Genomic DNA, 22,238 nt, shown 5'->3' on the forward strand with positions numbered 1-22,238 from the left:
GGCCTTGGAGCGCCAGCGACGATAGAGCGCGGCCTTTCCCACCCCGGCCTTGCGGGCCACGGCGTCGAGGCTGAGCGCCGAATAGCCGACGCGCGCCCATTCCTCGAAGAACCTCCGGGCCAGGGCGTCGGTGATCTGCGGCCGTTTCACGGCCGCGCCGCTGAGGCGCGTGGCGTTCGCCGCGACTCCATCCGTCACGACGGAACGGTTGCGTTCCGTCGATGACTGATCTATCCCGTCGAGACGATCCTGTTCCATCGATGGAGACTTAACCTGTGACCGACACCAAGCCAACCGTGGTCGACATGTTGGTGGGCGCCCTGGGCGACCGGATCGACCCCGCGACGAAGAGCTTCATCGACATGATGTCCGAGGACTTCGTGATGGAGTTCCCCTACGCCCGCCCGGGAATGCCGACCCGGGTGGAGGGCCGCGCCGCGGTGCTGGCCCACCTGATGAAGGTCGGCGCGGACGTGAGCGTCGATTCCGCAAGCAACCTCGTGACGCACGAAACTACCGACCCCGAAGTGGTGATCCTGGAGTTCGACGGCCATGGACGCTCCGTCAGGACCGGCGAGCCCTACGAGCAGCGCTACATCTCGGTGATCCGCGCGCGCGGCGGCAAGATCGTGCACTTCAAGGACTACTGGAACCCGATCCAGGGCCTGAAGGCGCAACTCGGCTGCGCGGTGGTCGACGCCTTCATCCTCAATGGGCCGGCGATCGCATGAGCGGCCTGGTGCTGGTGACGGGCGCGACCGGCAAGACGGGGAGGAGCCTGGTCTCGCTCCTTGCGGAGAGCGGGGTGGCCTATCGCACCGCCTCGCGCGGCGGGGCGCCGCGGTTCGACTGGTCCCAGGCCAAGACCTGGGATGCGGCGCTGGAGGGGGTCGCGTCGGTCTACCTCGTGGTCCCGCCCGCCGTGGACGATGCCCCTTCGCGAATGGCGGCATTCCTGGAGTCGGCGATGCGCAAGGGCGTCCACCGCTTTGTCCTGCTGAGCATGGCGTCCCTTCCCGCCGGCGGCCCGGGCTCCGGACAGGTGCATCAATGGCTGAAGGACAACAGCGAAGACTGGGCCGTCCTGTGCCCGTCCGCCTTCATGCAGAACTTCAGCGAGGGGCTCAACCTCGCCTCGATCCGCGATGAGGACACCATCTATTCCAACACCGGGACAGGGCGCGTCCCGTTCATCAGCACGGTCGATATCGCCCGCGCGGCGTTTGCGGCGCTGACGGCGCCTGCCGCCCTCAACAGCGAACTTACCCTCACCGGCGTCGAGTCGATCTCCTATGATCGCGTCGCCGAGTTGATCAGCCAGGCCTGTGGCCGTCCGATCTTGCACACGCAGATTTCGACGGCGGCGATGGCCGAAAGATTTGTCAGTCGCGGTCTGCCCGAAGGGACTGCGACGTTCCTGGCGGCGGCCTATCAGACCATCGCTGGCGGCTGGCAGGATCGGACGGCGGAGGGCTTCAGGACCTTGACCGGCGGGTCTCCGATGACCTTCCAGGCATTTGCCGCCGCCAACGCCGACGTCTGGAAACGAGCCCAGGCCGCGGTCTGACCGAGCCCCGCAGGGGTCAGGCGGCGTCGGTCGCCAGACGCTCGCGCTGGCTCTCGGCGATCTCGCGCACCAGGTCGCGGACCCGGCCGCGCAGGGCGGGGCTGAGGCCTGCGAAATCGCGCAGCAGATCGGTGGCGCCGACGACCCCCAGGTCGGTGAGCATGGTCGCCTCGGCCGGGCTCAGGCCCGCAGCCTCGTCGATGTCGCCCACTAGCTCGGAGACCCGCAGGCCCAGGGCATGGGCGATCTGGACCAGGCGCGAAAAGGAGACCCGGTTCGCGCCGTTCTCGTACTTCTGCACCTGCTGGAAACTGACGCCGCACTTCTCCGCGAGCATGTCCTGGGAGATCCCGGCCTGCCGCCGGCGAAGGCGGATCGAGGCGCCGATGGCGACGTCGAGAGTGTCCGGGAAATTGCGGGAGATCGTCTGGGTCATGCGTGGGCCACCGTACTGAAATGGGATGTTTCATCCAGGACGTGCGCAACAGCTGTGCCAGCGCGCGAGGGTTGCGCGGCGGTTTGGGGGCGCGGATTGTCGCAGGGAACGCCAAACCGGGTCAGACGCGGGCCTGCGCGGACCCGGAAGCTACGTCCTTAGTCCTCGGATTTTGGTCCGATTTATGGCGTGTTTTCAGCGCTCTATCCTTTGGATGGCAGGCGGCGAGATCCTCTCAGGCGACCTGCGGGCTCTAGGCGCGGCGGCGGGCGACACCCTATGCATGGACGACCGAAGCCTGGGGATCGCCACATGACACGCCTGATTTCGACCGCCGCTGCGATGGCCGCGCTGGCGCTCAGCGCCTGCGAGCAGGGCAAGCCGCGGCATCCGCCGCCGGACCCCATGGCGCTGACGCCCGCGGCCGCGGAGCCGGCGGCGCCCACCGCGGGGCTGTCGGTGGGGCTGACCCGTCGCTCGGAGCCGCCGGGCTTTTTCCTCGACCACGTGGGCCAGGCCGTCGACCCGCGCGGCCGACCCCCGGCGGTGACCGCGGCGGACGCGCCCTTGCAGCTGGACGGCTTCGGCTTCGATCCGGTGGCGAAGCTTCCGGCCAAGGGGGTCGATGTTGTGGTGGACGGCAAGACCTACGGCACGCGCTACGGCGCGGCGCGTCAGGACGTGGCGAATTACTTCAAGACCCCCGCCCTGGTGAACGTGGGATTCACCACCACCCTTCCGGCCGGGAACCTTTCCGTTGGAGCGCACGTTGTGGTGGTGCGCGTCATATCAGCCGATGGACGTGGTTACTTTGACTCGCCTGAGATCGCCTTTCAGACGAAGTGAATACGCCTAAGAGGCGAAGTCAAATACGCCTAAGAGGCGAAGACTAGGACCTAAGTCGTAGGTTCAAATACTGTCTTCAACTTTGGATTGCGGTGGTTTATAGTAGGTTAAGAGCCGGAATCCTCCGGTGGGCTGTCCGGGGACTGGACATGACGACTTTTTCGAGCGCGCAAGCGACTGCCAAACGCCGTTTGACTGCCGTGACGTTGGCCTTGTGCCTGGGGTCCGGCATCGCCCTAGCCAGCGCCGCAACCCCAGCGGCGGCCTCCACCGTCATCTACGACTTCGTCGGCACCTGCACCGGTTGCGTGGGCATGGGCGTGGGCGAAGTCGTGCTGCAGAACTTCACGCCGGGGCAGGCGCTCACGTCGGCGAATTTCGTCAGTTTCACATTCACCACGAGCTTTGGGCAGGTTTCGCTCAACGCCAAGCAGCTCATGTCCTTCGGCGGGATGCTTGATCCGACGAACCTGACGGGGGCCTGGCTCAAGCTCGGCGGCGACGACGGCCAGACCTTCGTGTCGACCGGCACGTCATTCTGGCAGGTGATGTCCAGCCTCAACGGCAGCACCAGCGGTGGTGGCGGCGGTGGTGGTGGCGGCGGCGGCGGCCGTCAGACCTTCGACCTGAATTCGGACCCGCCTCCCCCCACGCCTAACCAATTCGACTTTTCCGGCTCCGACGATACCGGCAGCGTCAGCAACTTCAGCGTCGCCTTCGCCGATGTGGCCGGCGGCGTGCCCGAGCCGGGCGCCTGGGCGCTGATGATCGGCGGGTTCGCTGGCGTCGGCGGCATACTCCGCAGCCGTAAGCGGCGCGCGCCGCACATTGCAATCGCCTAGGCCGATCACCACCTGAGTCCTTGTCCGGTCGGACCGCGCCGCTTGCGGGCGGACCGGCCGGAGAGTCGCTTTCGACAAGGACTCTTTGGATGAACAGGTCGGTACTCTTCGACAGCCCGTTCCTATTGGGCTTCGAGCACACCCGCAGTCTCGTCGAGCGCGCCGCGAAAGCGGCCGCGGAGAGCTATCCCCCATACAATGTGGAAGATCGCGGGGACGGCGGGATCCGCATCACCCTGGCCGTTGCGGGCTTTTCGCCCGACCAGCTGGAGGTGAGCGTCGAGGACCGGCAGCTGACGATCGCCGGCCGCCGCGACGACACCGCCGCGCGGCCCGAGGACGCCTACCTGCATCGCGGCATCGCCGCGCGCGGTTTCATCCGAAGCTTCGTCCTGGCCGACGGCATGGTCGTGGAAGAGGCCAGCCTCGAACACGGCCTCCTGCACATAGATCTGAGCCGGCCCGAACCTGAAAAACGGGTCGTCCGTGTGCCCATCCGCGCGCGGAGCTGAAGCAATGACTGTGTGTTCCCAAAGAGACAGCCGGATGTCCGGGGTCTTGAGTTCAGAACGGCCGGCTGAACCGGCGACCGTTCGACGCGTTGAGTTTTATGGAGGTGGTCATGATGACGCCCGTTTTAACGATTGAAGCTTTCGCCGCACTGGGCGGCCCGAACCTGGTCTATGTGCGCCCGGTGAGCGCGGCCGAGATCCTGGCCAGCGTCCCGTCGGCCCAGGTGCAGGGATTCCACCTCGAGCCCGATCAGACGCTCTATGCGGTGCACCGCGCCGATGGCGAGCGCCTGGCCGTGCTGACCGACCGCGACAGCGCCGTCGCCGCCGCCCTGGCGCACGAACTGGCGCCGGTTTCGGTGCACTAACCTAGAATCTAAGCCGCCGACGACTTGGGCGCCTGGGCCGGGTCTTGCGCCAGCAGGGCGTGGATGGCGTCGGCGGTGCGCGCTTGGCGCAGCTGCTGGCGCAGGTCTGCCTGGCGCAGGATGCGGCTGACGCGGGCCAGCGCGCGGAGGTGCTCGACGCCGGAGGCTTCCTTCGGCGCGAAGAGGGCGAAGATCAGGTCCACCGGCTGATCGTCCACGGAATCGAAGTCCACCGCGTGCTCCAGGCGCACGAAGACGCCGCGGATGCGCGTCAGGCCCTCGACGCGGGCGTGCGGCGCCGCCACGCCGTGGCCGACGCCGGTCGACCCCGCCAACTCGCGCTCGGAAAGCGCGTCCAGCACATGGCCGGCGTCGAGGCCGAAGTTGCGCGCGGCGATCTCAGCGATCACCGCCAGGGCCTTGCGCTTGTCGGAGGCGCTCACGCGCAGGGAGATCGCGCTGCGATCGAGAAGTTCGCCGATCTGCATGGTCTCTACTTCAAGAATCTCGCATTGATGTGCCGCCCGTCCCCCTGACGAACCGCGTCCCAGACGAAGGATCGAAACGCGCCTAGGCCTCGTTGGCTCCCGCCCCGTTCGCCTTGGTTCGTGCGGGGTCGATCCAGCCGATGTTGCCGTCGGGGCGGCGATATACCACCGACAAACCGCCATGCGCAGCATTTCGAAACACGATTGTTTGAGATTCGGTCAGGTCGAGTTCCAGCACCGCCATGGAAACGGTCATGGTGCCGATCGGCGTCTCGGTCTCGGCGATGATCATCGGTTCGGGGAAGGCCGCGGGCTGGCCGTCGTAGTCCTCCTCGTCCGGGCCGTCGTCGGACGCCTGCAGGACGTAATAGGCCGCCGTCTCCGCCTGGCGGGCCAGCGCCTGCGGGTGGTGGTCCTTCAGGCGGTTCTTGTAGCGTCGGATGCGCTTCGTGAGCTTCAGGATCGCCGCGTCGAAGGCCAGGTGGGCGTCGCCGCCCAGGCCCTGCGTAGTCAGCTGGCGCCCAGACGCCAGGGTGACGGCGCAGTCGACCTTGAAGGCATGGCCCTCGCGGCTGACCACCACGTCGGCGCCCCCGCCGTCGCGGTCGAAGTATTTGCCGATGCTGGAGGAGAGTTCGTCGGAGACCCGCGTACGCAGAGCCTCGCCGACGTCAACGTGTTTGCCGGTGACTTGGACTTGCATGTGAAGATCAACGCGCCGGGTCCGCGAAGGTGTCAATCAAACTGGCGGTGATTTCGTATCTCGGCGGCGACGCCAAGAGGGAGAGGACGGTTCCTTCACATTCTCCCCCAAAGGCATTGCCCTGGTCTTGGATCAGGCCGTCTCCTTCAGCCGCCGGCGGCGCTCCACGGAGGACGGTATGCGCATGGCCTCGCGGTACTTGGCGACGGTGCGCCGGGCGATGTCGACGCCTGCCTTCTTGAGGATGTCGACGATGGTGTCGTCAGAGTGGACGTCGCGCTCGGTGGATTCGGTGTCGATGAGCTGCTTAATCTTGTGGCGCACGCTCTCGGCCGAGTGGGCGTCGCCGCCCTCGGTCGCCTGGATCGCCGAGGTGAAGAAGAATTTCATCTCGAAGACGCCGCGCGGGGTGGCCAGGTACTTGTTGGAGGTCACCCGGCTGACCGTGCTCTCGTGCATGCCGATGGCGTCGGCCACGGTCTTCAGGTTCAGCGGGCGCAGGTGCTCGACGCCATAGGCCAGGAAGCCGTCCTGCTGGCGGACGATCTCCGACGAGACCTTGAGGATGGTCTTGGCCCGCTGGTCGAGGCTCTTCACCAACCAGCTGGCCTGGGCCAGGCAGTCGGTGACGAAGGTCTTCTCCTGGTCGGTGCGCGCCGAGGCCGAGACCCGGGCGTGGTAGCGCTGGTCCACCAGCAGGCGCGGCAGGGTCTCGGAGTTCAATTCGACGAGCCAAAGGCCCCCAAGACCCTCTCGGACGTAGACGTCGGGGACCACGGTCTGGGCCGGCTCGCCGCCGAACGCCGCGCCCGGGCGCGGCGTCAGCGCCCGCAGTTCGGCCACCATCTCGCGCAGATCCTCGTCGTCGACGCCGCAGGCGCGCTTGAGCGCGGCCATGTCGCGCTTGGCGAGCAGGGGCAGGTTTTCGAGCAGCGCGGCCATGGCCGGGTCGTAGCGGTTCTTGTCCCTGAGCTGGATCGCCAGGCATTCCGCCACGTCGCGGGCGCAGACCCCCACGGGCTCGAAGCCCTGGATGACGCTCAACACGCGCTCCAGCATCGCTTCGGCGCAGCCGAGGCGCTCTGCGACCTCGCTGAGGTCGGCGCGCAGGTAGCCGCCCTCGTCCACGGCGTCGATGAGCACCAGGGCGGCAGCGGCCTCGGCGCCTTTCAAGCCCGCCGCAGCGAGCTGCTCGTGGAGGAATTCCTGCAGCGACTTCTCGTGGGTGAGCGCGCCTTCCAGGCCCTCGCCGTCGCCTTCGAAGGACCCGCCACGATTGGCCTTCGACCAGTCGATGGAGGCGCCGGCGTCGGCGGCGCCCATGGGATGATCCGCGTCGCCGGTGACCTGTTCGCCGGGCGAGCTCTCGTCGCGGGCGGCGTCGAGTTCGGCGCGGGCGTCGGCGTCGCCGATGCTGTCGGCGGAATAGTCGGCGGCCGCTTCGAGGGGCGCCTCGGCGTCCGGTTCGGCGTCGCGTTCGTCGCGCTGCAGGAGCGGATTCTTCTCAAGCTCGGCGTCGACATAGGCGTCGAGCTCAAGATTCGACAATTGCAGCAGCTTAATCGCCTGCTGCAGCTGCGGTGTGATGACCAGACCCTGGCCCTGCCGAATCTCAAGTCGCGCGCTGAGCGCCAAAATAGCCCCCTCTCGGACCGCTGGCCTGTTTCTTGCTTCAACCTTAGCCAGCGGATCGCCACCGATTGGTTAATGCCGCGAAGGATCGTCACCAGTTGGCGTGACGGCGCGCGCCTGCCACACTCTGTCAGCATCTTGGCGGGATGGACTTCACCGATGCGGCGCGCGGACCGGCTGTTCCAGATCATCCAGGTGCTGCGCCGGACGCGGCGGCCGGTGACCGCCGACGCCATGGCGGCGGAGCTGGAGACCTCCAAGCGCACCATCTACCGCGACATCGCCGACCTGATGGGCCAGCGGGTCCCGATCCGCGGCGAGGCGGGCGTCGGCTATGTGTTGGACGGCGGCTTCGACCTGCCGCCGCTAATGCTGACGCCGGACGAGATCGAGGCTGCGGTGCTGGGCGCTCAATGGGTCATGGGCCGCGGCGACCCGGCGCTGGCCCGCGCCGCCCAGGACCTGATCGCCAAGATCGGCGCAGCGGTGCCCGAACGCCTGCGGCCCTTTGCGCTCGAGCCCTCGGCGCGGGCCGCCGTGCGATGGAACGTCGCCCCGGACGGCCTCGACATGGCCCAGGTGCGCCAGGCGATCCGCAGCGGGCGCAAGATCACCCTTCACTACAGCGACGAGCAGGAGCGCGTCAGCCAGCGGACCGTCTGGCCCTTCGCGGTTGGCTATCACGAGACGGTGCGGCTGATCATCACCTGGTGCGAGCTGCGCACCGACTTCAGGAGTTTCCGCACCGACCGGGTGAAGGACGCCGACTTCCTGGAAGAACGCTATCCCGAGCGCCCTGCCGTGCTGCGCGCGCGCTACCGCAAGGCGATGAGCGAGAAGATGGGCGAGATGAACTGGCCCGGGCGGCCGGGCGCGCCGCCCTAGAGCCCTCAGCCGAAGGTGTCGCCCAGGTAGACCCGGCGGACTTCGGGGTCGTCGACGATCTCGCTCGGCGCACCTTCGAACAGCACCTCGCCGGCGTGGATGATCGAGGCGCGGTCGATGATGTCCAGCGTTTCGCGGACATTGTGGTCGGTGATCAGAATGCCGATGCCGCGGCGCTTCAGATAGGCGATCACCTCGCGGATGTCGGTGATGGCCAGGGGGTCGATGCCGGCGAAGGGCTCGTCCAGCAGCATGAAGGAGGGGTCCGAGGCGAGCGCGCGGGCGATCTCGACGCGCCGCCGCTCACCCCCCGACAGCGAGATGGCCGGGGCGTTGCGAAGGTGCTCGATATGCAGCTCTTCCAGGAGCTCGGTGACCAGGGTCCGCGCGCGTTTCCTGTCGCGTTCGCGCAGCTCGACCACCGCCATGACATTCTCGCCGACGCTCATGCCGCGGAAGATCGAGGTTTCCTGCGGCAGGTAGCCCACGCCCATGCGTGCGCGCTGATACATGGGCTGGGCGGTGATGTTCTCGCCGTCGAGGTAGATCGCGCCGTAGTCGGCGGCGATCAGACCGGTGATCATGTAGAAGCAGGTGGTCTTGCCGGCGCCGTTGGGGCCCAGAAGGCCCACGACCTCGCCACGCGCCAAGCGCAGGCTGACGCCCTTGACCACCGGCCGGCCGCGGAACGACTTGCCGATATTGTCGACGACGAGGCCTTCGCCGGCGACGCCGGGAGCCGTATCGAATCGTTCGATCTTCACCCCTTCACCTGCCCCGGACGCCACTCACTGAGCGGCCTTCTTTTTCTTCGGCGCCGGCTGGTCCTGACCCGACGCGTTGTCGGCCTGGGCGCCGGTCTGGTTGTTCTTCGGATAGAACACCCCGCGGGGCCGGTTCTTGGCGCTCGGGCCCTTGTCCCCGCCCTCGACGTGCCCCTCGCCGGTCTGGGTGTTGTAGACCATCTTGGTGCCGCGCATGACGTTGTTGCTGGCGTCCACGGCGCTGACGTCGCCGGTGATGGTGATCGTCGTGCTGGCCGCGTCGTAGATGCCGTTGTCGCCGTGCACCCGCCGGCCGTCGGCGGCGACGTAATAGACGTTGCCCTTCGCCTCGACGCTGACCAGGTCGCCGCAGGCGTTGCTGCTGTCGCCCTTCGCGCTGGCGGCGACGCCCTTCGGCTTGGCCACCTTCTCCAGGTGGCCGATCAGGATGTCGGAACGCAGGCGCGAGTTGTCCTGCAGGGCTTCGGCCGACCCGGTGTAGACGTACTCGCAGTCGTTGTTGTGGATTTCCAGCTGATCGGCGGTGATGTCGACCGGCGCCTTTGGGTCGCTTTTCACCGCCGGGGTCTTCGCCGCCGGCTGGGCCGCCGCGGGAGCTGCAGGCTGGGCCGCCGCGGGGTGGACCGCCAGGACCGCCGCCGTGAGCGCCAGGGCGGTTAGGCTAATCTTCGCCAGGCTCAGTTTCACTTCCCTCAGCCTCACTTCGGTTGCAGGCGCGATCGGATATCGCCGGTGAACACCATGCGCGCGCCATTGTCATAGACGCCATAGGACTTCGCCTGAATTTGTCCATTGATCCCTAACCCCTGAATATCGACTGTGCCGACCAATTCTTGGGTCTTGGTGTCAAATAGCGAGGAGTCTGTGTCAAAGGCCCCACGGGCGCCGGACATGCGCACGCCCTTGCTGACCTCCAGCTTGCCGGTGTCCTCGTGGTAGATGCCGGCGCCGCTGGTGATGTGCGTCGGATCGGGGCCGTCGGTGTCCAGGGTGAGCGTCGGGCGGTCGAGGAAGACGCGCTGGTAGTTCTGCGGATCGCGGGTCGCGGTGATCGAGGTCAGCAGGAAGGGCTTGCCCTTGGAGTCGCGTCCCACGAAGTGCGGGTTCACCAGCCGGATCGGGGCGCTGGAATCCTTGGGCGGCGTGCGGTGCGAGGTGATGGCGTTATAGGCCACCGCGCCGGCCAGCCCGACGATGATCACCGCGATAAACGTCGGCAGGACCACCCGAAGCCCGTGGATCAGCCGCGAGCGCTGGCGCCAGCGCTGGATCGAGATCCGCCGCGACGCTGCGCCGGGCGGCGTTCCTGGCACGGGGATATCGGTGATCGCGCTCATGGTCCGGATTGGGATCAGCTGTGGGCGAAGATGTCTGTGTCTTCCCAGCCGGCCACGTCCAGCTGGGCGCGGTGCGGCAGGAAGGCGAAACAGGCGCGGGCCAGGCCGTCGCGGCCCTCCCGGACCAGCATCTCGTCGAGGCGCTCGCGCAGCGCATGCAGGTGCAGGACGTCGGAGGCGGCGTAGGCGACCTGATCGTCGCTGAGTTGGCCCTGGCCCCAGTCCGAGCTCTGCTGGGCCTTGGAGAGGTCGACACCGAGGAGTTCCTTGGTGACGTCCTTCAGGCCATGGCGGTCGGTGTAGGTGCGCGCAAGCTTCGACGCGATCTTGGTGCAGTATACGGGCGCGGTCACCACGCCCAGATGCAACCAGAACATGGCGATATCAAAGCGACCGAAGTGGAAGAGTTTCAAAACCGAAGGATCGGTGAGCAAACGTTTCAGGTTCGGCGCGTCGTAGGCGGCGCGGTCGAGCTGCACCACATGGGCCTCGCCGTTTCCGTCGGAGAGCTGAACCACGCAGAGCGGGTCGCGGCCCAGGCGAAGGCCCATGGTCTCGGAGTCGATGGCGACAACGGTCGCGCCGGCCAGCGCGCCGGCCGGCAGGTCGCCCCGATGCAGGAATGTGGCTGCCTTCTTCACAAGCGCTCCGCCTATCGTCCAGCCCTCCATATAGAGAGCCGGGAGGCGCCTGGGTAAGGGGCGCCATAATCACCACCACCGAACGGTGGCGCCCTGGAAGGGCGCTGCCATTCTAGACGATGGTGCCCAGGAAAGGACTCGAACCTTCACGGCCGTTAAGCCACTGGCACCTGAAGCCAGCGCGTCTACCAATTCCGCCACCTGGGCCCGATCCGTCGGATCGCGCGAGCCGGCTTCCTTAAAGCCCCGACCTGCGGCGGTCAACGGCCCCGTGAACGCCAGGGCCGGCGGCGGATTGCAGCAGGGCGCAGCATCGTCTATCCGCATCCCTCATGCAGAACCTCGTCACCGTCTTCGGCGGATCCGGCTTCATCGGCGCGCAGGCCGTGCGCCAGCTCGCCAAGGCCGGCTGGCGCATCCGGGTCGCCGTGCGCAATCCGGCCAAGGCCTACGCCATGCGGCTGCACGGCGACGTTGGCCAGATCGACATCGTCCAGGCCAATGTCCGCAACCCCGCCTCGCTGCGTCGCGCGCTGGTGGGCGCGCAGGCCGCGGTGAACCTGGTGGCGGTGGCGTATGAGACCGGCCGCCAGGGCTTCACGGCCCTGCACGTCATGGGCGCCAAGAACGTCGCCGAGGCGGCCAAGGCCGAGGGCGTCGGGCGCTTCGTGCAGATGTCGGCGCTCGGCGCCGACGCCAACTCCGAGTCCAAGTACGCCCGCACCAAGGCCGAGGGCGAAGCCGCGGTGCGCGCGGTCTATCGGGACCCGGTCATCGTGCGTCCGTCGGTGGTGTTCGGGCCCGAGGACGATTTCTTCAACCGCTTCGCCGCCATGGCGCAGATCAGCCCGGTGCTGCCGCTGGTCGGCGGCGGCCACACCCGCTTCCAGCCGGTGTTCGTGGGCGACGTGGGCAAGGCCCTGGCGATCCTGACGGCGTCGCCCGACGCGCCCGGCCAAACCTATGAGCTGGGCGGCCCGGCGGCCTACAGCTTCCGCGAGCTGATGGAGCTGATGCTGGCCGAGATCGGCAAGCATCGCCTGCTGCTGCCGGTGCCCTGGCCGGTGGCCAACCTCCTGGGCTCGGTGGGCGACCTGTCGCTGGGCCTGATCGGCGACGGGCTGATCAAGCCGCCGATCACCTCCGACCAGGTGCCGCTCCTGAAGACCGACAATGTGGTCAGCGGGGCATTCCCGGGCCTGGCGGACCTCGGCATCACGCCCACGACCCTGGAAGCGGTGCTGCCGGAGTACCTCTACCGCTACCGCAAGGGCGGCCAGTACGCCGACCAGGAAGACCGAGAACTCGCCGCCGTCTAGCGCCGGTTGCCCAGCTGACATGAAGCTGGGCTATGCTCGGGCGCATGATAACGCGCCGCCTCATCCCGCAAATCGCCGCCCTTGGGGCCGTCCTGGCCCTCGCCGGCTGTTCCAAGCCCGCGCCGAAGGCCGACGCCGACAAGCCTCTCATCTTCTCGATCGTCTCCACCGAGGCCACCCAGACGCAGATGCAGGAATGGGGGCCGTTCCTGAAGGACATGGAGACGGCGACGGGGTTGAAGGTGAAGCCGTTCTTCGGCTCGAACTATTCAGCCCTGATCGAGGCCATGCGCTTCAAGCAGTCGGACCTGGGCTGGTTCACCAACCAGTCGGGGCTGGAGGCGGTGCGCCGGGCCGGCGGCGAGGTCTTCGCCCGCACCACCCACCCCAACGGCCACGACGGCTATCAAGGGGTGATCATCGTCAAAAAGGGCTCGGGGATCACGCTCGATAAGCTGCTCGCCTGCGGGCAGACGATGGACTTCGGCATGGGCGACGCGAAATCGACCTCCGGGACGCTGGCGCCCAACACCTACCTGTTTGGGCCGCGCGGCATAGATCCGGTGAAGTGCTTCAAGACGGTGCGCTCGGCCAGCGCCGAGGCCAATCTCTACGCCGTGGCCTCCGGCGTGCTGCCGGCGGCGACCGACAACACGCGCTCAATGGACCGGCTGGCGGCCATCAACACCGACCAGTCTAAGAAGGCGCTGGACGCCCTGCAGGTGATTTGGACCTCGCCGACCATTCCGGAGGATCCGATGGTCTGGCGCGCCGACCTCGATCCGGCGATCAAGAAGAAGGTCGCCGACTTCATCTTCAGCTACGGCGTCGGCGACACCGACGAGGCCAAGCGCCAGCGGGCCGTCCTGGAGCGCATCCAGACTGGCCCCTTCAGGCACGCCGACAACACCCACCTGTTGCCTGTGCGCGAGATGGAGGCGACCGGCATGCTGGTCCAGGCCAAGGCCGCGGGTGACCAGGAGGCCATGACCAAGGCCCAGGCGATGCTGGACCAGGTCCACAAGGAGATGGCGGCGGCGCCGAAGGGCTAGCTGTCCGAGCTCAGCAGGAAATGCCCGCGCAGCGCCGCGAAGGGCTTATCGCGGTCGTCCTGCCAGGCTTCGACGTGGACGTTGGCGATGCGGCGGCCGACCTTGCGCAGGTCGGCGCGGGCGTAGGACGTCAGCCCCCCGCGTCCGGGGCGGAGATATTCAATGGTCACGTCGATGGTCTTGGGCAGCCGCCGCGCCGGCTCCGCGACCGAGAGCTGCGCCAGCGCGGTCATCTCCAGGAAAGCGCCGATCACGCCGCCGTGCAGGGCCGGTATGAAGGTGTTGCCGATCAGGCGCTGCGAGGGCGGCAGGATGGCGGTCATCTCGTCACCCGCCAGTTCGGCCTGCATGCCGAGGAACCGGATGTAGGGCACCCGCTGCATAAAGGCCTGCAGCTGCTCGGCGGGGCTCGTCATGGGTTCGGCCGGTTGAGGATGAAGGCCGCCTGCGCGGTGGCGACCAGGTCCGAGCGGTCGACGTCCCAGGCCTCGGCCCGGACGAAGCCGATGGAACGGGTAATCTTGTAACAGTGCGCCTCGCAGACGACGCCGGTCCGCGGCGCGGCGGCGCGCATGTAGTCAATGCGCAGGTCGAGGGTGGCGGTGGAAAAGGGCTCGGTCCCGGCGGCGGCGGCCATGGCCAGGCCACAGGTGTGGTCGAGCAGCGTGGTCACCACCCCGCCGGCGATGACGCCGGTGTCGGGGTCACCCACCAGGTCCTCGCGCCAGGGGACATCGAGCGAGCCGCGGGCGGGCGAGACGGAGACGAACCGCATGCCGAGCGCGGCGGCCTGGGGTGTCACCTGCACCATGCGCTCGGCGATCTCGCGGAAGGCCTCGGGGACGTCGCTCATGGACCAAGGCGGTAGGACCGGGGCCGCCGCCGGTCAATCGGGCTCTTGAGCGGAGCCTTACGCCGCGCACTACATTGAAACGCGATGATCCGACCGCAGGACCTGCTCTGCCCGAAGCCCGAGGGCCTCTATTGCGCGCCCGGGGACTTCTACATCGACCCGACGCGGCCGGTGGCGCGCGCGGTGATCACCCATGGCCATGCCGACCACGCGCGGGCCGGCCATGGCGCGGTGCTGGCCACGCGTGAGACCCTGAATATCATGGCCGAGCGCTATGGGCTGGAGTTCGCGGGAACGACGCAGGCCGCGGCCTATGGCGAGGCGGTGGCGCGCGACGACGTGGAGGTGACGCTGGTTCCGGCGGGCCACGTGCTGGGCTCGGCCCAGGCGGTGGTGCGCTGGAAGGGCCTGACCATGGTGGTGAGCGGCGACTACAAGCGCAGGCGCGACCCGACGTGCCCGGCATTCGAGCCTGTGCCCTGCGACGTGTTCATCTCCGAGGCCACCTTCGGCCTGCCGGTGTTCCGCCATCCGGACGATCGCGAGGAGATCGCCCGACTGCTACGCTCGGTGGCGCAGTTCCCGGAGCGCAGCCACCTGGTGGGCGCCTATGCGCTCGGCAAGGCCCAGCGGACCATCCGCCTGCTGCGGGAAGCCGGCTGGGACGCGCCGATCTATGTGCATGGGGCGCTGGAGCGGCTGAACGCGCTCTATGAGCGCCACGGGATCGATCTGGGGCCGCTGGCGCCGGCCACCGGCGGCAAGAAGGACGACTTCGCCGGCCAGATCATCATCGCCCCGCCCTCGGCCACCCAGGACCGCTGGAGCCGCCGCTTCCCCGACCCGGTGACCGCGTTTGCCTCGGGCTGGATGCAGGTCCGCGCCCGGGCCCGCCAGCGCGGCGTCGAGCTGCCCCTGGTGATCTCAGACCATGCCGACTGGGACGAGCTCACCGCCACTGTGGACGAGCTTCGGCCAGGGGAGTTGTGGATCACCCATGGGCGGGAGGAGGCCCTGGCGCGCTGGGCGGAGATGCATGGCGTGCCGGCGCGGGCCCTGGCGCTGGTGGGGTACGAGGAAGAGGACGACGGATAGGTGCGCGCCTTCGCCGAACTCCTCGACCGGCTCTCGCTGACGGCGTCGCGCAACGCCAAGCTGACCTTGGTGCGAGACTATCTGCGGGTCACGCCGGACCCGGAGCGGGGCTGGGCGCTGGCGGCGCTGACCGGGGACCTCAGATTCGACGCGGCCAAGCCCGCGTTCATCCGAAGGGCCGTGGAAGCGCGGATGGACCCGCAGCTCTTCTGGTGGTCCTACGACTATGTGGGCGACCTGGCCGAGACCGTGGCCCTGGTCTGGCCGGCCCGGCCCGGCGCCAACCGCGAGCCGGAGCTGTCGGAGGTGGTCGACGCCCTGCGCGGCGCGAGCCGTGCCGAGGTGCAGACGCTGATCGAGGGCTGGCTGGACGCCCTGCAGCCCACCGGGCGCTGGGCTCTGTTGAAACTGATGACCGGCGGCTTGCGCGTCGGCCTGACCGCGCGGCTGGCCAAGCGGGCGGCGGCGGTTATGGGCGCCGAACCTGTGCCGGCCGCCGAGATCGAGGAGCTGTGGCACGCGCTGCATGCGCCTTACGAGGACCTGTTCGCCTGGCTGGAGGGCCGCGGCGAACGGCCGTCGTCGGAGAACCCCGGCCGCTTCCGCCCCGCCATGCTGGCCCAGGCGATCGACGAGGCGGTGGATTTCGCCAAGCTCGACCCGGCCGATTACGCCGCCGAGTGGAAGTGGGACGGCATCCGGGTGCAGGCCGTCAACGAGCGCGGGGTGCGTCGGCTCTACACCCGCACCGGCGACGACATCTCCAAGAGCTTCCCCGACGTGGTCGGCGCGCTGGACGCCGAGGGCGCGATCGACGGCGAACTACTGGTCATGCGCGACGGCAAGGTCGCCAGCTTCGCCGACCTGCAGCAGCGGCTGAACCGCAAGACCGTCGACGCCAAGGCCCTGGCCAATTTCCCCGCCGCCATCCGCGCCTACGACCTGCTGGCCGAAGGCGACGAGGATACACGGGTCCTGCCCTTCGCAGAGCGCCGCAAGCGCCTGGAGGCCTTCGTGGCGAAGGAAGCCAGTCCGCGCATCGACCTGTCGCCGGTCCAGCCGTTCGAAACCTGGGCGGAGATCGCGGCCTTGCGCGCCGATCCGCCGGCGGGCGATCCCCAGATCGCCGAGGGGCTGATGCTGAAGCGGTGGGATTCGATCTACGAGGCGGGGCGTCCGAAGGGGCCGTGGTTCAAGTGGAAGCGCGATCCCCTGCTGATCGACGCGGTGCTGATGTACGCCCAGCGCGGCCACGGCAAGCGGTCGAGCTTCTATTCCGACTACACCTTTGGGATCTGGACGGACGGCGATGGCGGCGCGCGCGTCCTGACCCCCGTGGGCAAGGCCTATTTCGGCTTCACCGACGAGGAGCTGAAGCAGATCGACAAATACGTCCGCGACAACACCATCGAGCGGTTCGGGCCGGTGCGGTCAGTTAGGGCCGAGCCGCACCACGGCCTGGTGTTCGAGGTGGCGTTCGAGGGGCTGCAACGCTCGACGCGGCACAAGAGCGGCGTCGCCATGCGGTTCCCCAGGATCAACCGCATCCGTTGGGACAAGCCGCCCGGCGAGGCGGATGAGCTCGCGACCCTGGAACGTATGCTGGCGCGGATGGAGGGGCGCTAGGTCGGCAGCAACGCCTCATCGGCCAGGAACTGGCGCAGGTCGCCGCCTTCGAACAGCACGCCCTTAATCCCGGCCCGCAACGCCGCCTCCAGGTCCGAGGGCTTGTCGCCGATCAGCAGGGAGGCGTCGCGGTCGATGGGCCAGTCCGCCAGCGCCTGCAGGATCATGCCGGGGTTGGGCTTGCGCAGCGGCGGGTCGGGGTGGCGGTAGGCGTCCACCGGCGCCTCCGGGTGCTGCGGCGCGTAGTAGAAGGCGTCGATGTGGGCGCCGACGGTGGCCAAGTCTTCGGCCATCCTGGCGTGCAGGACCCGGACGGCGTCCTCGGTATAGAAGCCGCGGCCGACGCCGGACTGATTGGTCACCACGATCACCAGCCAGCCGGCGCGGTTGAAGGCCGCGACCGCCTCGCGCGCGCCGGGGATCCAGCGGAAATCCTCCCAGCGGGAGACGTAGCCGTGGTCTTCGTTCAGCACCCCGTCGCGGTCGAGGAACAGCGCCGGTCGCGGCGGTTGGGATGACGGGCTTTCGGGCACGGGGGCACTATAGCGGCGCTCGGTGTGGCGCGGCGATTTCAAAAAGGCCGGGCGGCTGTCTAAGGTCGGAAACCAAGCTCCCCGAGGCGCCCGTTTGCCCCCATCCCCGCCGCCTGCCGTCCTCACACTGACCGACCTGCGCGTGGACTTCGACACCCACGACGGGGCGGTGAACGCGGTGCGGGGCGTGTCCCTGGCGATCGCGCGCGGCGAGACCTTGGGCGTGGTCGGCGAAAGCGGCTCGGGCAAGAGCCAGACCTTCATGGCGGTGATGGGGCTGCTGGCCCGCAACGGCCGCGCGTCGGGCTCGGCGAAGTTCCTGGGCCAAGAGCTCCTGGGCCTCAAGGCCCGTGAGTTGAACCGCGTCCGCGGCTCGAAGATGACCATGATCTTCCAGGACCCGCTGACGGCGCTGACCCCGCACGTGCGGATCGGCGAGCAGATCGCCGAGCCCTTACGCCTGCACCTGGGCTTGTCGGACCGCGACGCGGTGGCGCGCGCCCGGCTTTGGCTGGAAAAAGTGCAGATTTCCGACGCGCAGGCGCGACTTCGGCAATATCCGCACGAGCTTTCCGGCGGCATGCGCCAGCGGGTGATGATCGCCGCGGCCATGGCCGGAGGTCCGGAGCTCCTGATCGCCGACGAGCCGACCACGGCCCTGGATGTGACCGTGCAGGCGGAGATCCTCGACCTGATGGCCGAACTCGGCCGCGAAACTGGGACCGCCATGGTGCTGATCACCCACGACATGGGGGTCATCGCCCGCCTCGCCGACCGGGTCTGCGTGATGAAGGACGGGGCCTACGTGGAGGCGGGGACGGCCGAGCAGGTCTTCCGGACGCCGGCGACCGAGTACACGCGGGCCCTGCTGGACGCGATCCCGCGGCTGGATCGGGAGGGCCGCGGCGGGCGCCCGGTCCTGGCGCCGGTGGCCGCCGAGGCGCCGGTGATCGTCGAGGGCCGCGACGTCAAGGTCTGGTTCCCCATCCGCCACGGGCTGTTCGGGGGCGCGAAGACGCTGCGGGCCGTGGACGGAGTCTCATTCCAGGTGCGGCAGGGCGAGACCCTGGGCGTGGTCGGCGAGAGCGGCTCTGGCAAGTCGACCCTGGCGCGGGCGGTGCTGAACCTGCTGCCGGCGACGGAGGGGACGGTGACCCTGCTGGGCCGGAACATCACGCGCGCGGACCGTGAGGCGATGCGCGCGGCGCGCAGGGACCTGCAGATCGTCTTCCAGGACCCCCTGGCCAGCCTCGATCCGCGCGCGACCATCGGCTCGTCCATCGCCGAACCGCTGGAGGTGTTCCGCACCGATATGAGCCGCGCCGAGCGGGACGCCGAGGTCGCGGCGATGATGGCCAGAGTCGAGCTCGATCCCGGGCTGATCAACCGCTATCCGCACGAGCTTTCCGGCGGCCAGAACCAGCGGGTGGGGATCGCCCGCGCCATGATCCTGAAGCCCCGGCTGGTGATCTGCGACGAGGCGGTCTCAGCACTCGACGTCTCGATCCGCGCCCAGATCATCGACCTCTTGATCCAGCTGCAGAAGGATATGGGGCTGTCGATGATCTTCATCAGCCACGACTTGGCGGTGGTGCGCGAGATCAGCCACCGGGTGCTGGTGCTCTATCTGGGCCGGGTCGTGGAGACCGCCGACCGCGAGCGAATCTATCGGGCCGCCCAGCACCCGTACACAAAAGCCTTGCTGTCCGCCGCCCCGATCCCCGATCCGGCCATCGAACGCACGCGCCGCCGGGTGAAGCTGGCCGGCGAGCCGCCAAGCCCCATGGATCCGCGCGCGGCGTTGCGCTTCCTGCCCTCGCGCCTGCCGCTCGACCCCAACGCTCCGATCCTGCCGCCGCAGCTGCGTGAAGTCGCGCCCGGCCACCTCGTCGCAGAGTTCGACGCCCCGGGCGAAGCGGCCTAAAGAGCCGCCGGTGAGCGATGGAGGGCGAATGAGCGAGCCGGCTTCAGAATTCGCCGCCGTGGGCGAATGCCTTTGCGGCGCCGTCCGCTACGGCCTCCGCGAGCGGTTGCCGCCGGTCGGCATGTGCCACTGCTCCCAGTGCCGCAAGGTCTCCGGGGCCGGCTCCATCGCCGTGCTGGCGGTGCGCAATGAGCGCTTCGCCTGGCTCGCGGGCGAGGATGAGCGGCAGACCTTCGCCCTGCCCTCCGGCTGGAGCACGGTATTCCGCCAGCATTGCGGATCGCCGGCGCCGCAGCCGACACCGCAGGGCGACCCCATGTGGGTCCCCGCGGGCGGGCTCGACGGCGACCCACCGTTGAGCCTCTCGGGCCACATCCATGTCGGCTCCAAGCCGGGCTGGGTGATCATCGGCGATGACGCCCCGCAGTTCGACGAGGCGCCGTGAGCAAGATCACCCCTGTCCTGATGTCCGGCGGCGCCGGCACGCGGCTCTGGCCCCTGTCGACCCAGGCCAAGCCCAAGCAGTTTCACGCGCTGGGCGGCGAGCGGACGCTCATCCAGGATACCGCGCTGCGCTTCACGACGGAGGCCTACGCGCCGCCGATGGTGATCTGCAGCGCCGCCCACGCCGATCTGGTGCGGACGCAGCTGGCTGAAGTCGGGGTCACGCCCGCCGCGCTGATTCTGGAGCCGCAGGGCCGCAACACCGGACCGGCCGCCGCCGTGGCCGCCGAGGTCGCTTCAGCGGACGGCTGCGATCTGGTGCTGATGGTCCATGCCGATGCGAAGATCACGGACCCTGCCGCATTGCGCGCGGCCGTGGCGGCGGGAACGGCCGCGGCGGAGGCGGGAGCCCTGGTGATCTTCGGCATCACGCCAACGTCGCCTGAGACCGGCTACGGCTATATCCGAGCCGAAGTCGGGGACGGTGTCGTGCGCAAGGTCGCCGCCTTCGTGGAGAAGCCCGACCTGGCGACGGCCGAGCGCTATATCGCCGACCCGGCCTACAGCTGGAACGCCGGGATCTTCCTGTTCCGGCCCGACATCTTCCTGGCCGAGATGGCGCGCCTGGCCCCCGAACTCGCCGCCGCCGCACGGGCCGCGGTCGCAGAGGCGCCGCGAGAGGGCGGCGCGGTGCGCCTGGGCGAGGCCTTCGTGCGGTCCCCGGCCGTCGCCGTCGACGTGGCCATCTTCGAGAATACCGACAAGGCGATGGTGGTCTCCGCTGACATCGGCTGGAGTGACGTGGGCGCCTACGGCGCCCTGTGGGCCGAGGGCGCCAGGACACCCGCCGGCGACGTGTTGCAGGGGCCGGTAATCGCGGTCGACACCAGGGACAACCTGGCGATCTCAGACGGCCCGGTCGTGGTGTTGGCGGGTGTGGAAGACCTGGCCGTGGTCGTCGAGAACGGCGTCGTCCTGGTCACGCGTCGCGATGCGCCCGGCGCGGTCCGGGCGGCAGTGCAGGCGGTCAAGGCGGCGGGGCGAACGGACCTGCTCTAGCTGCTGCATTGCAGCAGGGGCGGTGCGCCGTTAGGTTGCGCCCCTTTTTACGCCCCCGCGTCCTCCAGCCTCCGGCCCGCCATGACCCTCGCCTTCGATGACATCCTCGCAGCCAAGGATCGGCTGCAGGGTCATATTGAGCGCACTCCGTGCCGACGGTCGCGGACGTTGTCTGAGATCACCGGGGCGGACGTGTGGGTAAAGTTCGAGAACCTGCAGTTCACCGCCGCCTACAAGGAGCGCGGGGCGCTGAACAAGCTCCTGCAGCTCACCGAGGCCGAGAAGAAGCGCGGCGTGATCGCCGCCTCGGCCGGCAACCACAGCCAGGGCCTAGCTTATCACGCCGCGCGCCTGGGCATCCCGGTGACCATCGTCATGCCCAAGGCGACGCCCTTCGTGAAGGTGCAGCAGACCCGAGCCCATGGCGCCGTGGTGGTGATCGATGGCGAAGGCTATGACGAGGCCTTCGCCTTCGCCATGAAGCTGCGCGACGAGCGCGACCTGGTGTTCGTGCACCCGTTCAACGACCTCGACGTGATGGCCGGCCAGGGCACGGTGGCGCTGGAGATGCTGGAAGACGCCCCGGACCTGGAGATCCTGCCGATCCCGATCGGCGGCGGCGGGCTGATCGCCGGCATGGCGACGGCGGCCAAGCACGTGAAGCCGGACATCCGGATCGTCGGCGTCGAGCCGGCCATGTACCCCTCGTTCACCGCCAAGATGCGCGGCGTCAACGCCGGGGTGACCACCGGTGGGGCGACCATCGCCGAGGGCATCGCCGTCAAGCAGGTGGGCGATCTCAGCTATTCGGTGGTCCGTCCGCTGGTGGACGAGGTGCTGCTGATCGAGGAGCCGTTCTTCGAGCGCGCCGTGGCGCTTTACTGCAATGTGGAGAAGACGGTGACCGAGGGCGCGGGCGCAGCATCGCTGGCCGCGCTGCTGGCTTACCCCGAGCGGTTCCGGGGCAAGAGCTGCGGGCTGGTGATCACCGGCGGCAACATCGACACGCGCCTCCTGGCCTCGGTCCTGACCCGCGAGCTGGTCCGTGAACAACGCATCGTCAGCCTACGGATCATCGGCGACGACCGGCCGGGCCTGTTGGGCACAGTTTCGGCGATCATCGGGCGGATGGGCGCAAACATCATCGAGGTGGCGCACAACCGCCTCGCGCTGGACGTGCCGGCCAAGGGCGCGGAGTTCGACATATTGATCGAGACCCGCGACGCCCAGCACACCCAGGAAATCATGGACGCCCTGCGTGAGGCGGGCTACCCGCCGCGCGCTGTCTGAA

At 68.6% G+C, this 22,238-nt stretch carries 27 protein-coding genes and 1 tRNA gene; 15 read left to right on the forward strand and 13 right to left on the reverse strand.

What is annotated here, in order from left to right; all coding sequences use genetic code 11:
- Positions 1-258, reverse strand: a 258-nt coding sequence (locus E8A12_RS22815) for a helix-turn-helix domain-containing protein (protein WP_363212466.1), incomplete at its 3' end; no start/stop codon positions are given.
- A gap of 17 nt (positions 259-275) precedes the next feature.
- Here E8A12_RS22815 and E8A12_RS18715 point away from each other — a divergent pair.
- Positions 276-731 (forward strand): nuclear transport factor 2 family protein, encoded by a 456-nt coding sequence (locus tag E8A12_RS18715; protein WP_293371627.1) that lies wholly within the window; start codon positions 276-278, stop codon positions 729-731.
- Positions 728-1,567 (forward strand): NmrA family NAD(P)-binding protein, encoded by an 840-nt coding sequence (locus tag E8A12_RS18720; protein WP_293371628.1) that lies wholly within the window; start codon positions 728-730, stop codon positions 1,565-1,567. Before E8A12_RS18715 ends, E8A12_RS18720 begins: the two co-directional genes overlap by 4 nt.
- 16 nt (positions 1,568-1,583) lie before the next feature.
- Here E8A12_RS18720 and E8A12_RS18725 read toward each other — a convergent pair whose 3' ends face one another.
- Positions 1,584-2,003 carry a helix-turn-helix transcriptional regulator gene (locus E8A12_RS18725; protein ID WP_293371629.1) on the reverse strand — a complete coding sequence of 140 codons (420 nt, stop codon included), beginning with the start codon at positions 2,001-2,003 and terminating at the stop codon, positions 1,584-1,586.
- A gap of 312 nt (positions 2,004-2,315) precedes the next feature.
- On the opposite strand from E8A12_RS18725, the gene E8A12_RS18730 reads away from it, so the two are divergent.
- The 4 genes from E8A12_RS18730 (at position 2,316) to E8A12_RS18745 (ending at position 4,571) form a co-directional block, all read left to right on the forward strand.
- A complete protein-coding gene (locus tag E8A12_RS18730; RefSeq protein WP_293371630.1) occupies positions 2,316-2,849 on the forward strand; it encodes a hypothetical protein in 534 nt (177 codons plus the stop codon).
- A 149-nt stretch (positions 2,850-2,998) separates the two neighbouring features.
- Positions 2,999-3,691 carry a PEPxxWA-CTERM sorting domain-containing protein gene (locus tag E8A12_RS18735; RefSeq protein ID WP_293371631.1) on the forward strand — a complete coding sequence of 231 codons (693 nt, stop codon included), beginning with the start codon at positions 2,999-3,001 and terminating at the stop codon, positions 3,689-3,691.
- 89 nt (positions 3,692-3,780) lie between these two features.
- Complete coding sequence (locus tag E8A12_RS18740) at positions 3,781-4,203, forward strand: Hsp20 family protein (RefSeq protein ID WP_293371632.1); 423 nt, start codon at positions 3,781-3,783, stop codon at positions 4,201-4,203.
- Positions 4,204-4,301: 98 nt separating this feature from the next.
- The gene (locus E8A12_RS18745; RefSeq protein WP_293371677.1) at positions 4,302-4,571 is read left to right on the forward strand and encodes a DUF1150 domain-containing protein; all 270 of its coding nucleotides are present in this window, start codon (positions 4,302-4,304) and stop codon (positions 4,569-4,571) included.
- Between the two features lie 8 nt (positions 4,572-4,579).
- Here E8A12_RS18745 and E8A12_RS18750 read toward each other — a convergent pair whose 3' ends face one another.
- The 3 genes from E8A12_RS18750 to rpoN all read right to left on the reverse strand — a co-directional run bounded on the left by E8A12_RS18750 (position 4,580) and on the right by rpoN (position 7,397).
- Positions 4,580-5,059, reverse strand: coding sequence for a PTS sugar transporter subunit IIA (locus E8A12_RS18750; RefSeq protein WP_293371633.1), 480 nt, complete (start codon positions 5,057-5,059; stop codon positions 4,580-4,582).
- 82 nt (positions 5,060-5,141) lie between these two features.
- Positions 5,142-5,762, reverse strand: a complete 621-nt coding sequence (gene raiA, locus E8A12_RS18755; RefSeq protein ID WP_293371634.1) for a ribosome-associated translation inhibitor RaiA — start codon at positions 5,760-5,762, stop codon at positions 5,142-5,144.
- Positions 5,763-5,894: 132 nt separating this feature from the next.
- On the reverse strand, positions 5,895-7,397 hold the full coding sequence (gene rpoN, locus E8A12_RS18760; protein ID WP_293371635.1) for an RNA polymerase factor sigma-54: 1,503 nt from the start codon (positions 7,395-7,397) through the stop codon (positions 5,895-5,897).
- 156 nt (positions 7,398-7,553) lie between these two features.
- Between rpoN and E8A12_RS18765 the strand changes: the two genes are divergently transcribed.
- A complete protein-coding gene (locus E8A12_RS18765) occupies positions 7,554-8,279 on the forward strand; it encodes a YafY family protein (protein WP_293371636.1) in 726 nt (241 codons plus the stop codon).
- 5 nt (positions 8,280-8,284) lie between these two features.
- Here the strand turns inward: E8A12_RS18765 and lptB are convergent, their stop codons facing one another.
- From lptB to E8A12_RS18790, 5 genes are all read right to left on the reverse strand, one after another.
- Positions 8,285-9,037, reverse strand: coding sequence for an LPS export ABC transporter ATP-binding protein (gene lptB, locus E8A12_RS18770; RefSeq protein WP_293371679.1), 753 nt, complete (start codon positions 9,035-9,037; stop codon positions 8,285-8,287).
- 30 nt (positions 9,038-9,067) lie between these two features.
- Positions 9,068-9,751, reverse strand: a complete 684-nt coding sequence (locus E8A12_RS18775) for an LptA/OstA family protein (protein ID WP_293371637.1) — start codon at positions 9,749-9,751, stop codon at positions 9,068-9,070.
- An 11-nt stretch (positions 9,752-9,762) separates the two neighbouring features.
- A complete protein-coding gene (lptC, locus tag E8A12_RS18780) occupies positions 9,763-10,401 on the reverse strand; it encodes an LPS export ABC transporter periplasmic protein LptC (protein ID WP_293371638.1) in 639 nt (212 codons plus the stop codon).
- 14 nt (positions 10,402-10,415) lie between these two features.
- Entirely contained in the window at positions 10,416-11,042 is a 627-nt protein-coding gene (locus tag E8A12_RS18785) for a ribonuclease D (RefSeq protein WP_293371639.1), read from the reverse strand.
- Positions 11,043-11,162: 120 nt separating this feature from the next.
- Positions 11,163-11,249: transfer RNA gene (locus E8A12_RS18790), tRNA-Leu, on the reverse strand.
- Positions 11,250-11,374: 125 nt separating this feature from the next.
- On the opposite strand from E8A12_RS18790, the gene E8A12_RS18795 reads away from it, so the two are divergent.
- Together E8A12_RS18795 and phnD are read left to right on the forward strand one after the other, a co-directional pair.
- On the forward strand, positions 11,375-12,361 hold the full coding sequence (locus E8A12_RS18795) for a complex I NDUFA9 subunit family protein (protein WP_293371641.1): 987 nt from the start codon (positions 11,375-11,377) through the stop codon (positions 12,359-12,361).
- Positions 12,362-12,405: 44 nt separating this feature from the next.
- Positions 12,406-13,413 carry a phosphate/phosphite/phosphonate ABC transporter substrate-binding protein gene (phnD, locus tag E8A12_RS18800; RefSeq protein WP_293371643.1) on the forward strand — a complete coding sequence of 336 codons (1,008 nt, stop codon included), beginning with the start codon at positions 12,406-12,408 and terminating at the stop codon, positions 13,411-13,413.
- Here the strand turns inward: phnD and E8A12_RS18805 are convergent.
- A complete protein-coding gene (locus E8A12_RS18805; RefSeq protein WP_293371645.1) occupies positions 13,410-13,829 on the reverse strand; it encodes a PaaI family thioesterase in 420 nt (139 codons plus the stop codon). The two genes, phnD and E8A12_RS18805, sit on opposite strands and share 4 nt — an antisense overlap.
- Entirely contained in the window at positions 13,826-14,266 is a 441-nt protein-coding gene (locus E8A12_RS18810) for a PaaI family thioesterase (RefSeq protein ID WP_293371647.1), read from the reverse strand. The genes E8A12_RS18805 and E8A12_RS18810 overlap by 4 nt, the downstream gene beginning before the upstream one ends.
- Before the next feature lie 84 nt (positions 14,267-14,350).
- Between E8A12_RS18810 and E8A12_RS18815 the strand changes: the two genes are divergently transcribed.
- Positions 14,351-15,361, forward strand: coding sequence for a ligase-associated DNA damage response exonuclease (locus E8A12_RS18815; RefSeq protein WP_293371649.1), 1,011 nt, complete (start codon positions 14,351-14,353; stop codon positions 15,359-15,361).
- Positions 15,362-16,987: a cisplatin damage response ATP-dependent DNA ligase gene (locus E8A12_RS18820; RefSeq protein WP_293371651.1), complete on the forward strand. Its 1,626-nt coding sequence runs from the start codon at positions 15,362-15,364 to the stop codon at positions 16,985-16,987.
- On the opposite strand, the gene E8A12_RS18825 is transcribed toward E8A12_RS18820, so the two are convergent.
- Positions 16,984-17,520 (reverse strand): HAD family hydrolase, encoded by a 537-nt coding sequence (locus E8A12_RS18825; protein ID WP_293371653.1) that lies wholly within the window; start codon positions 17,518-17,520, stop codon positions 16,984-16,986. The two genes, E8A12_RS18820 and E8A12_RS18825, sit on opposite strands and share 4 nt — an antisense overlap.
- A gap of 94 nt (positions 17,521-17,614) precedes the next feature.
- Between E8A12_RS18825 and E8A12_RS18830 the strand changes: the two genes are divergently transcribed.
- From E8A12_RS18830 to E8A12_RS18845, 4 genes are all read left to right on the forward strand, one after another.
- Positions 17,615-19,444 (forward strand): dipeptide ABC transporter ATP-binding protein, encoded by a 1,830-nt coding sequence (locus E8A12_RS18830; RefSeq protein WP_293371655.1) that lies wholly within the window; start codon positions 17,615-17,617, stop codon positions 19,442-19,444.
- 28 nt (positions 19,445-19,472) lie between these two features.
- Positions 19,473-19,889, forward strand: coding sequence for a GFA family protein (locus E8A12_RS18835; protein WP_293371657.1), 417 nt, complete (start codon positions 19,473-19,475; stop codon positions 19,887-19,889).
- The gene (locus tag E8A12_RS18840; RefSeq protein ID WP_293371659.1) at positions 19,886-20,947 is read left to right on the forward strand and encodes a sugar phosphate nucleotidyltransferase; all 1,062 of its coding nucleotides are present in this window, start codon (positions 19,886-19,888) and stop codon (positions 20,945-20,947) included. The genes E8A12_RS18835 and E8A12_RS18840 overlap by 4 nt, the downstream gene beginning before the upstream one ends.
- A gap of 81 nt (positions 20,948-21,028) precedes the next feature.
- Complete coding sequence (locus E8A12_RS18845; RefSeq protein ID WP_293371661.1) at positions 21,029-22,237, forward strand: threonine ammonia-lyase; 1,209 nt, start codon at positions 21,029-21,031, stop codon at positions 22,235-22,237.
- Position 22,238 lies beyond the last annotated feature (1 nt).

The sequence above is a fragment of the Phenylobacterium sp. genome (assembly GCF_004799395.1).
Taxonomy (GTDB): Bacteria; Pseudomonadota; Alphaproteobacteria; order Caulobacterales; family Caulobacteraceae; genus Phenylobacterium.

Bases quoted from the DNA above. Each gene is read 5' to 3' on its own strand.
- E8A12_RS18735 (WP_293371631.1), top strand. From the start codon at position 2,999: ATGACGACTTTTTCGAGCGCGCAAGCGACTGCCAAACGCCGTTTGACT.
- E8A12_RS18805 (WP_293371645.1), bottom strand. From the start codon at position 13,829: ATGACGAGCCCCGCCGAGCAGCTGCAGGCCTTTATGCAGCGGGTGCCC.
- E8A12_RS18795 (WP_293371641.1), top strand. From the start codon at position 11,375: ATGCAGAACCTCGTCACCGTCTTCGGCGGATCCGGCTTCATCGGCGCG.
- phnD (WP_293371643.1), top strand. From the start codon at position 12,406: ATGATAACGCGCCGCCTCATCCCGCAAATCGCCGCCCTTGGGGCCGTC.
- E8A12_RS18745 (WP_293371677.1), top strand. From the start codon at position 4,302: ATGGAGGTGGTCATGATGACGCCCGTTTTAACGATTGAAGCTTTCGCC.
- E8A12_RS18845 (WP_293371661.1), top strand. From the start codon at position 21,029: ATGACCCTCGCCTTCGATGACATCCTCGCAGCCAAGGATCGGCTGCAG.
- E8A12_RS18765 (WP_293371636.1), top strand. From the start codon at position 7,554: ATGCGGCGCGCGGACCGGCTGTTCCAGATCATCCAGGTGCTGCGCCGG.
- E8A12_RS18740 (WP_293371632.1), top strand. From the start codon at position 3,781: ATGAACAGGTCGGTACTCTTCGACAGCCCGTTCCTATTGGGCTTCGAG.
- E8A12_RS18725 (WP_293371629.1), bottom strand. From the start codon at position 2,003: ATGACCCAGACGATCTCCCGCAATTTCCCGGACACTCTCGACGTCGCC.
- raiA (WP_293371634.1), bottom strand. From the start codon at position 5,762: ATGCAAGTCCAAGTCACCGGCAAACACGTTGACGTCGGCGAGGCTCTG.
- E8A12_RS18750 (WP_293371633.1), bottom strand. From the start codon at position 5,059: ATGCAGATCGGCGAACTTCTCGATCGCAGCGCGATCTCCCTGCGCGTG.
- E8A12_RS18835 (WP_293371657.1), top strand. From the start codon at position 19,473: ATGAGCGAGCCGGCTTCAGAATTCGCCGCCGTGGGCGAATGCCTTTGC.
- E8A12_RS18810 (WP_293371647.1), bottom strand. From the start codon at position 14,266: ATGAGCGACGTCCCCGAGGCCTTCCGCGAGATCGCCGAGCGCATGGTG.
- E8A12_RS18815 (WP_293371649.1), top strand. From the start codon at position 14,351: ATGATCCGACCGCAGGACCTGCTCTGCCCGAAGCCCGAGGGCCTCTAT.
- lptC (WP_293371638.1), bottom strand. From the start codon at position 10,401: ATGAGCGCGATCACCGATATCCCCGTGCCAGGAACGCCGCCCGGCGCA.
- E8A12_RS18730 (WP_293371630.1), top strand. From the start codon at position 2,316: ATGACACGCCTGATTTCGACCGCCGCTGCGATGGCCGCGCTGGCGCTC.
- E8A12_RS18720 (WP_293371628.1), top strand. From the start codon at position 728: ATGAGCGGCCTGGTGCTGGTGACGGGCGCGACCGGCAAGACGGGGAGG.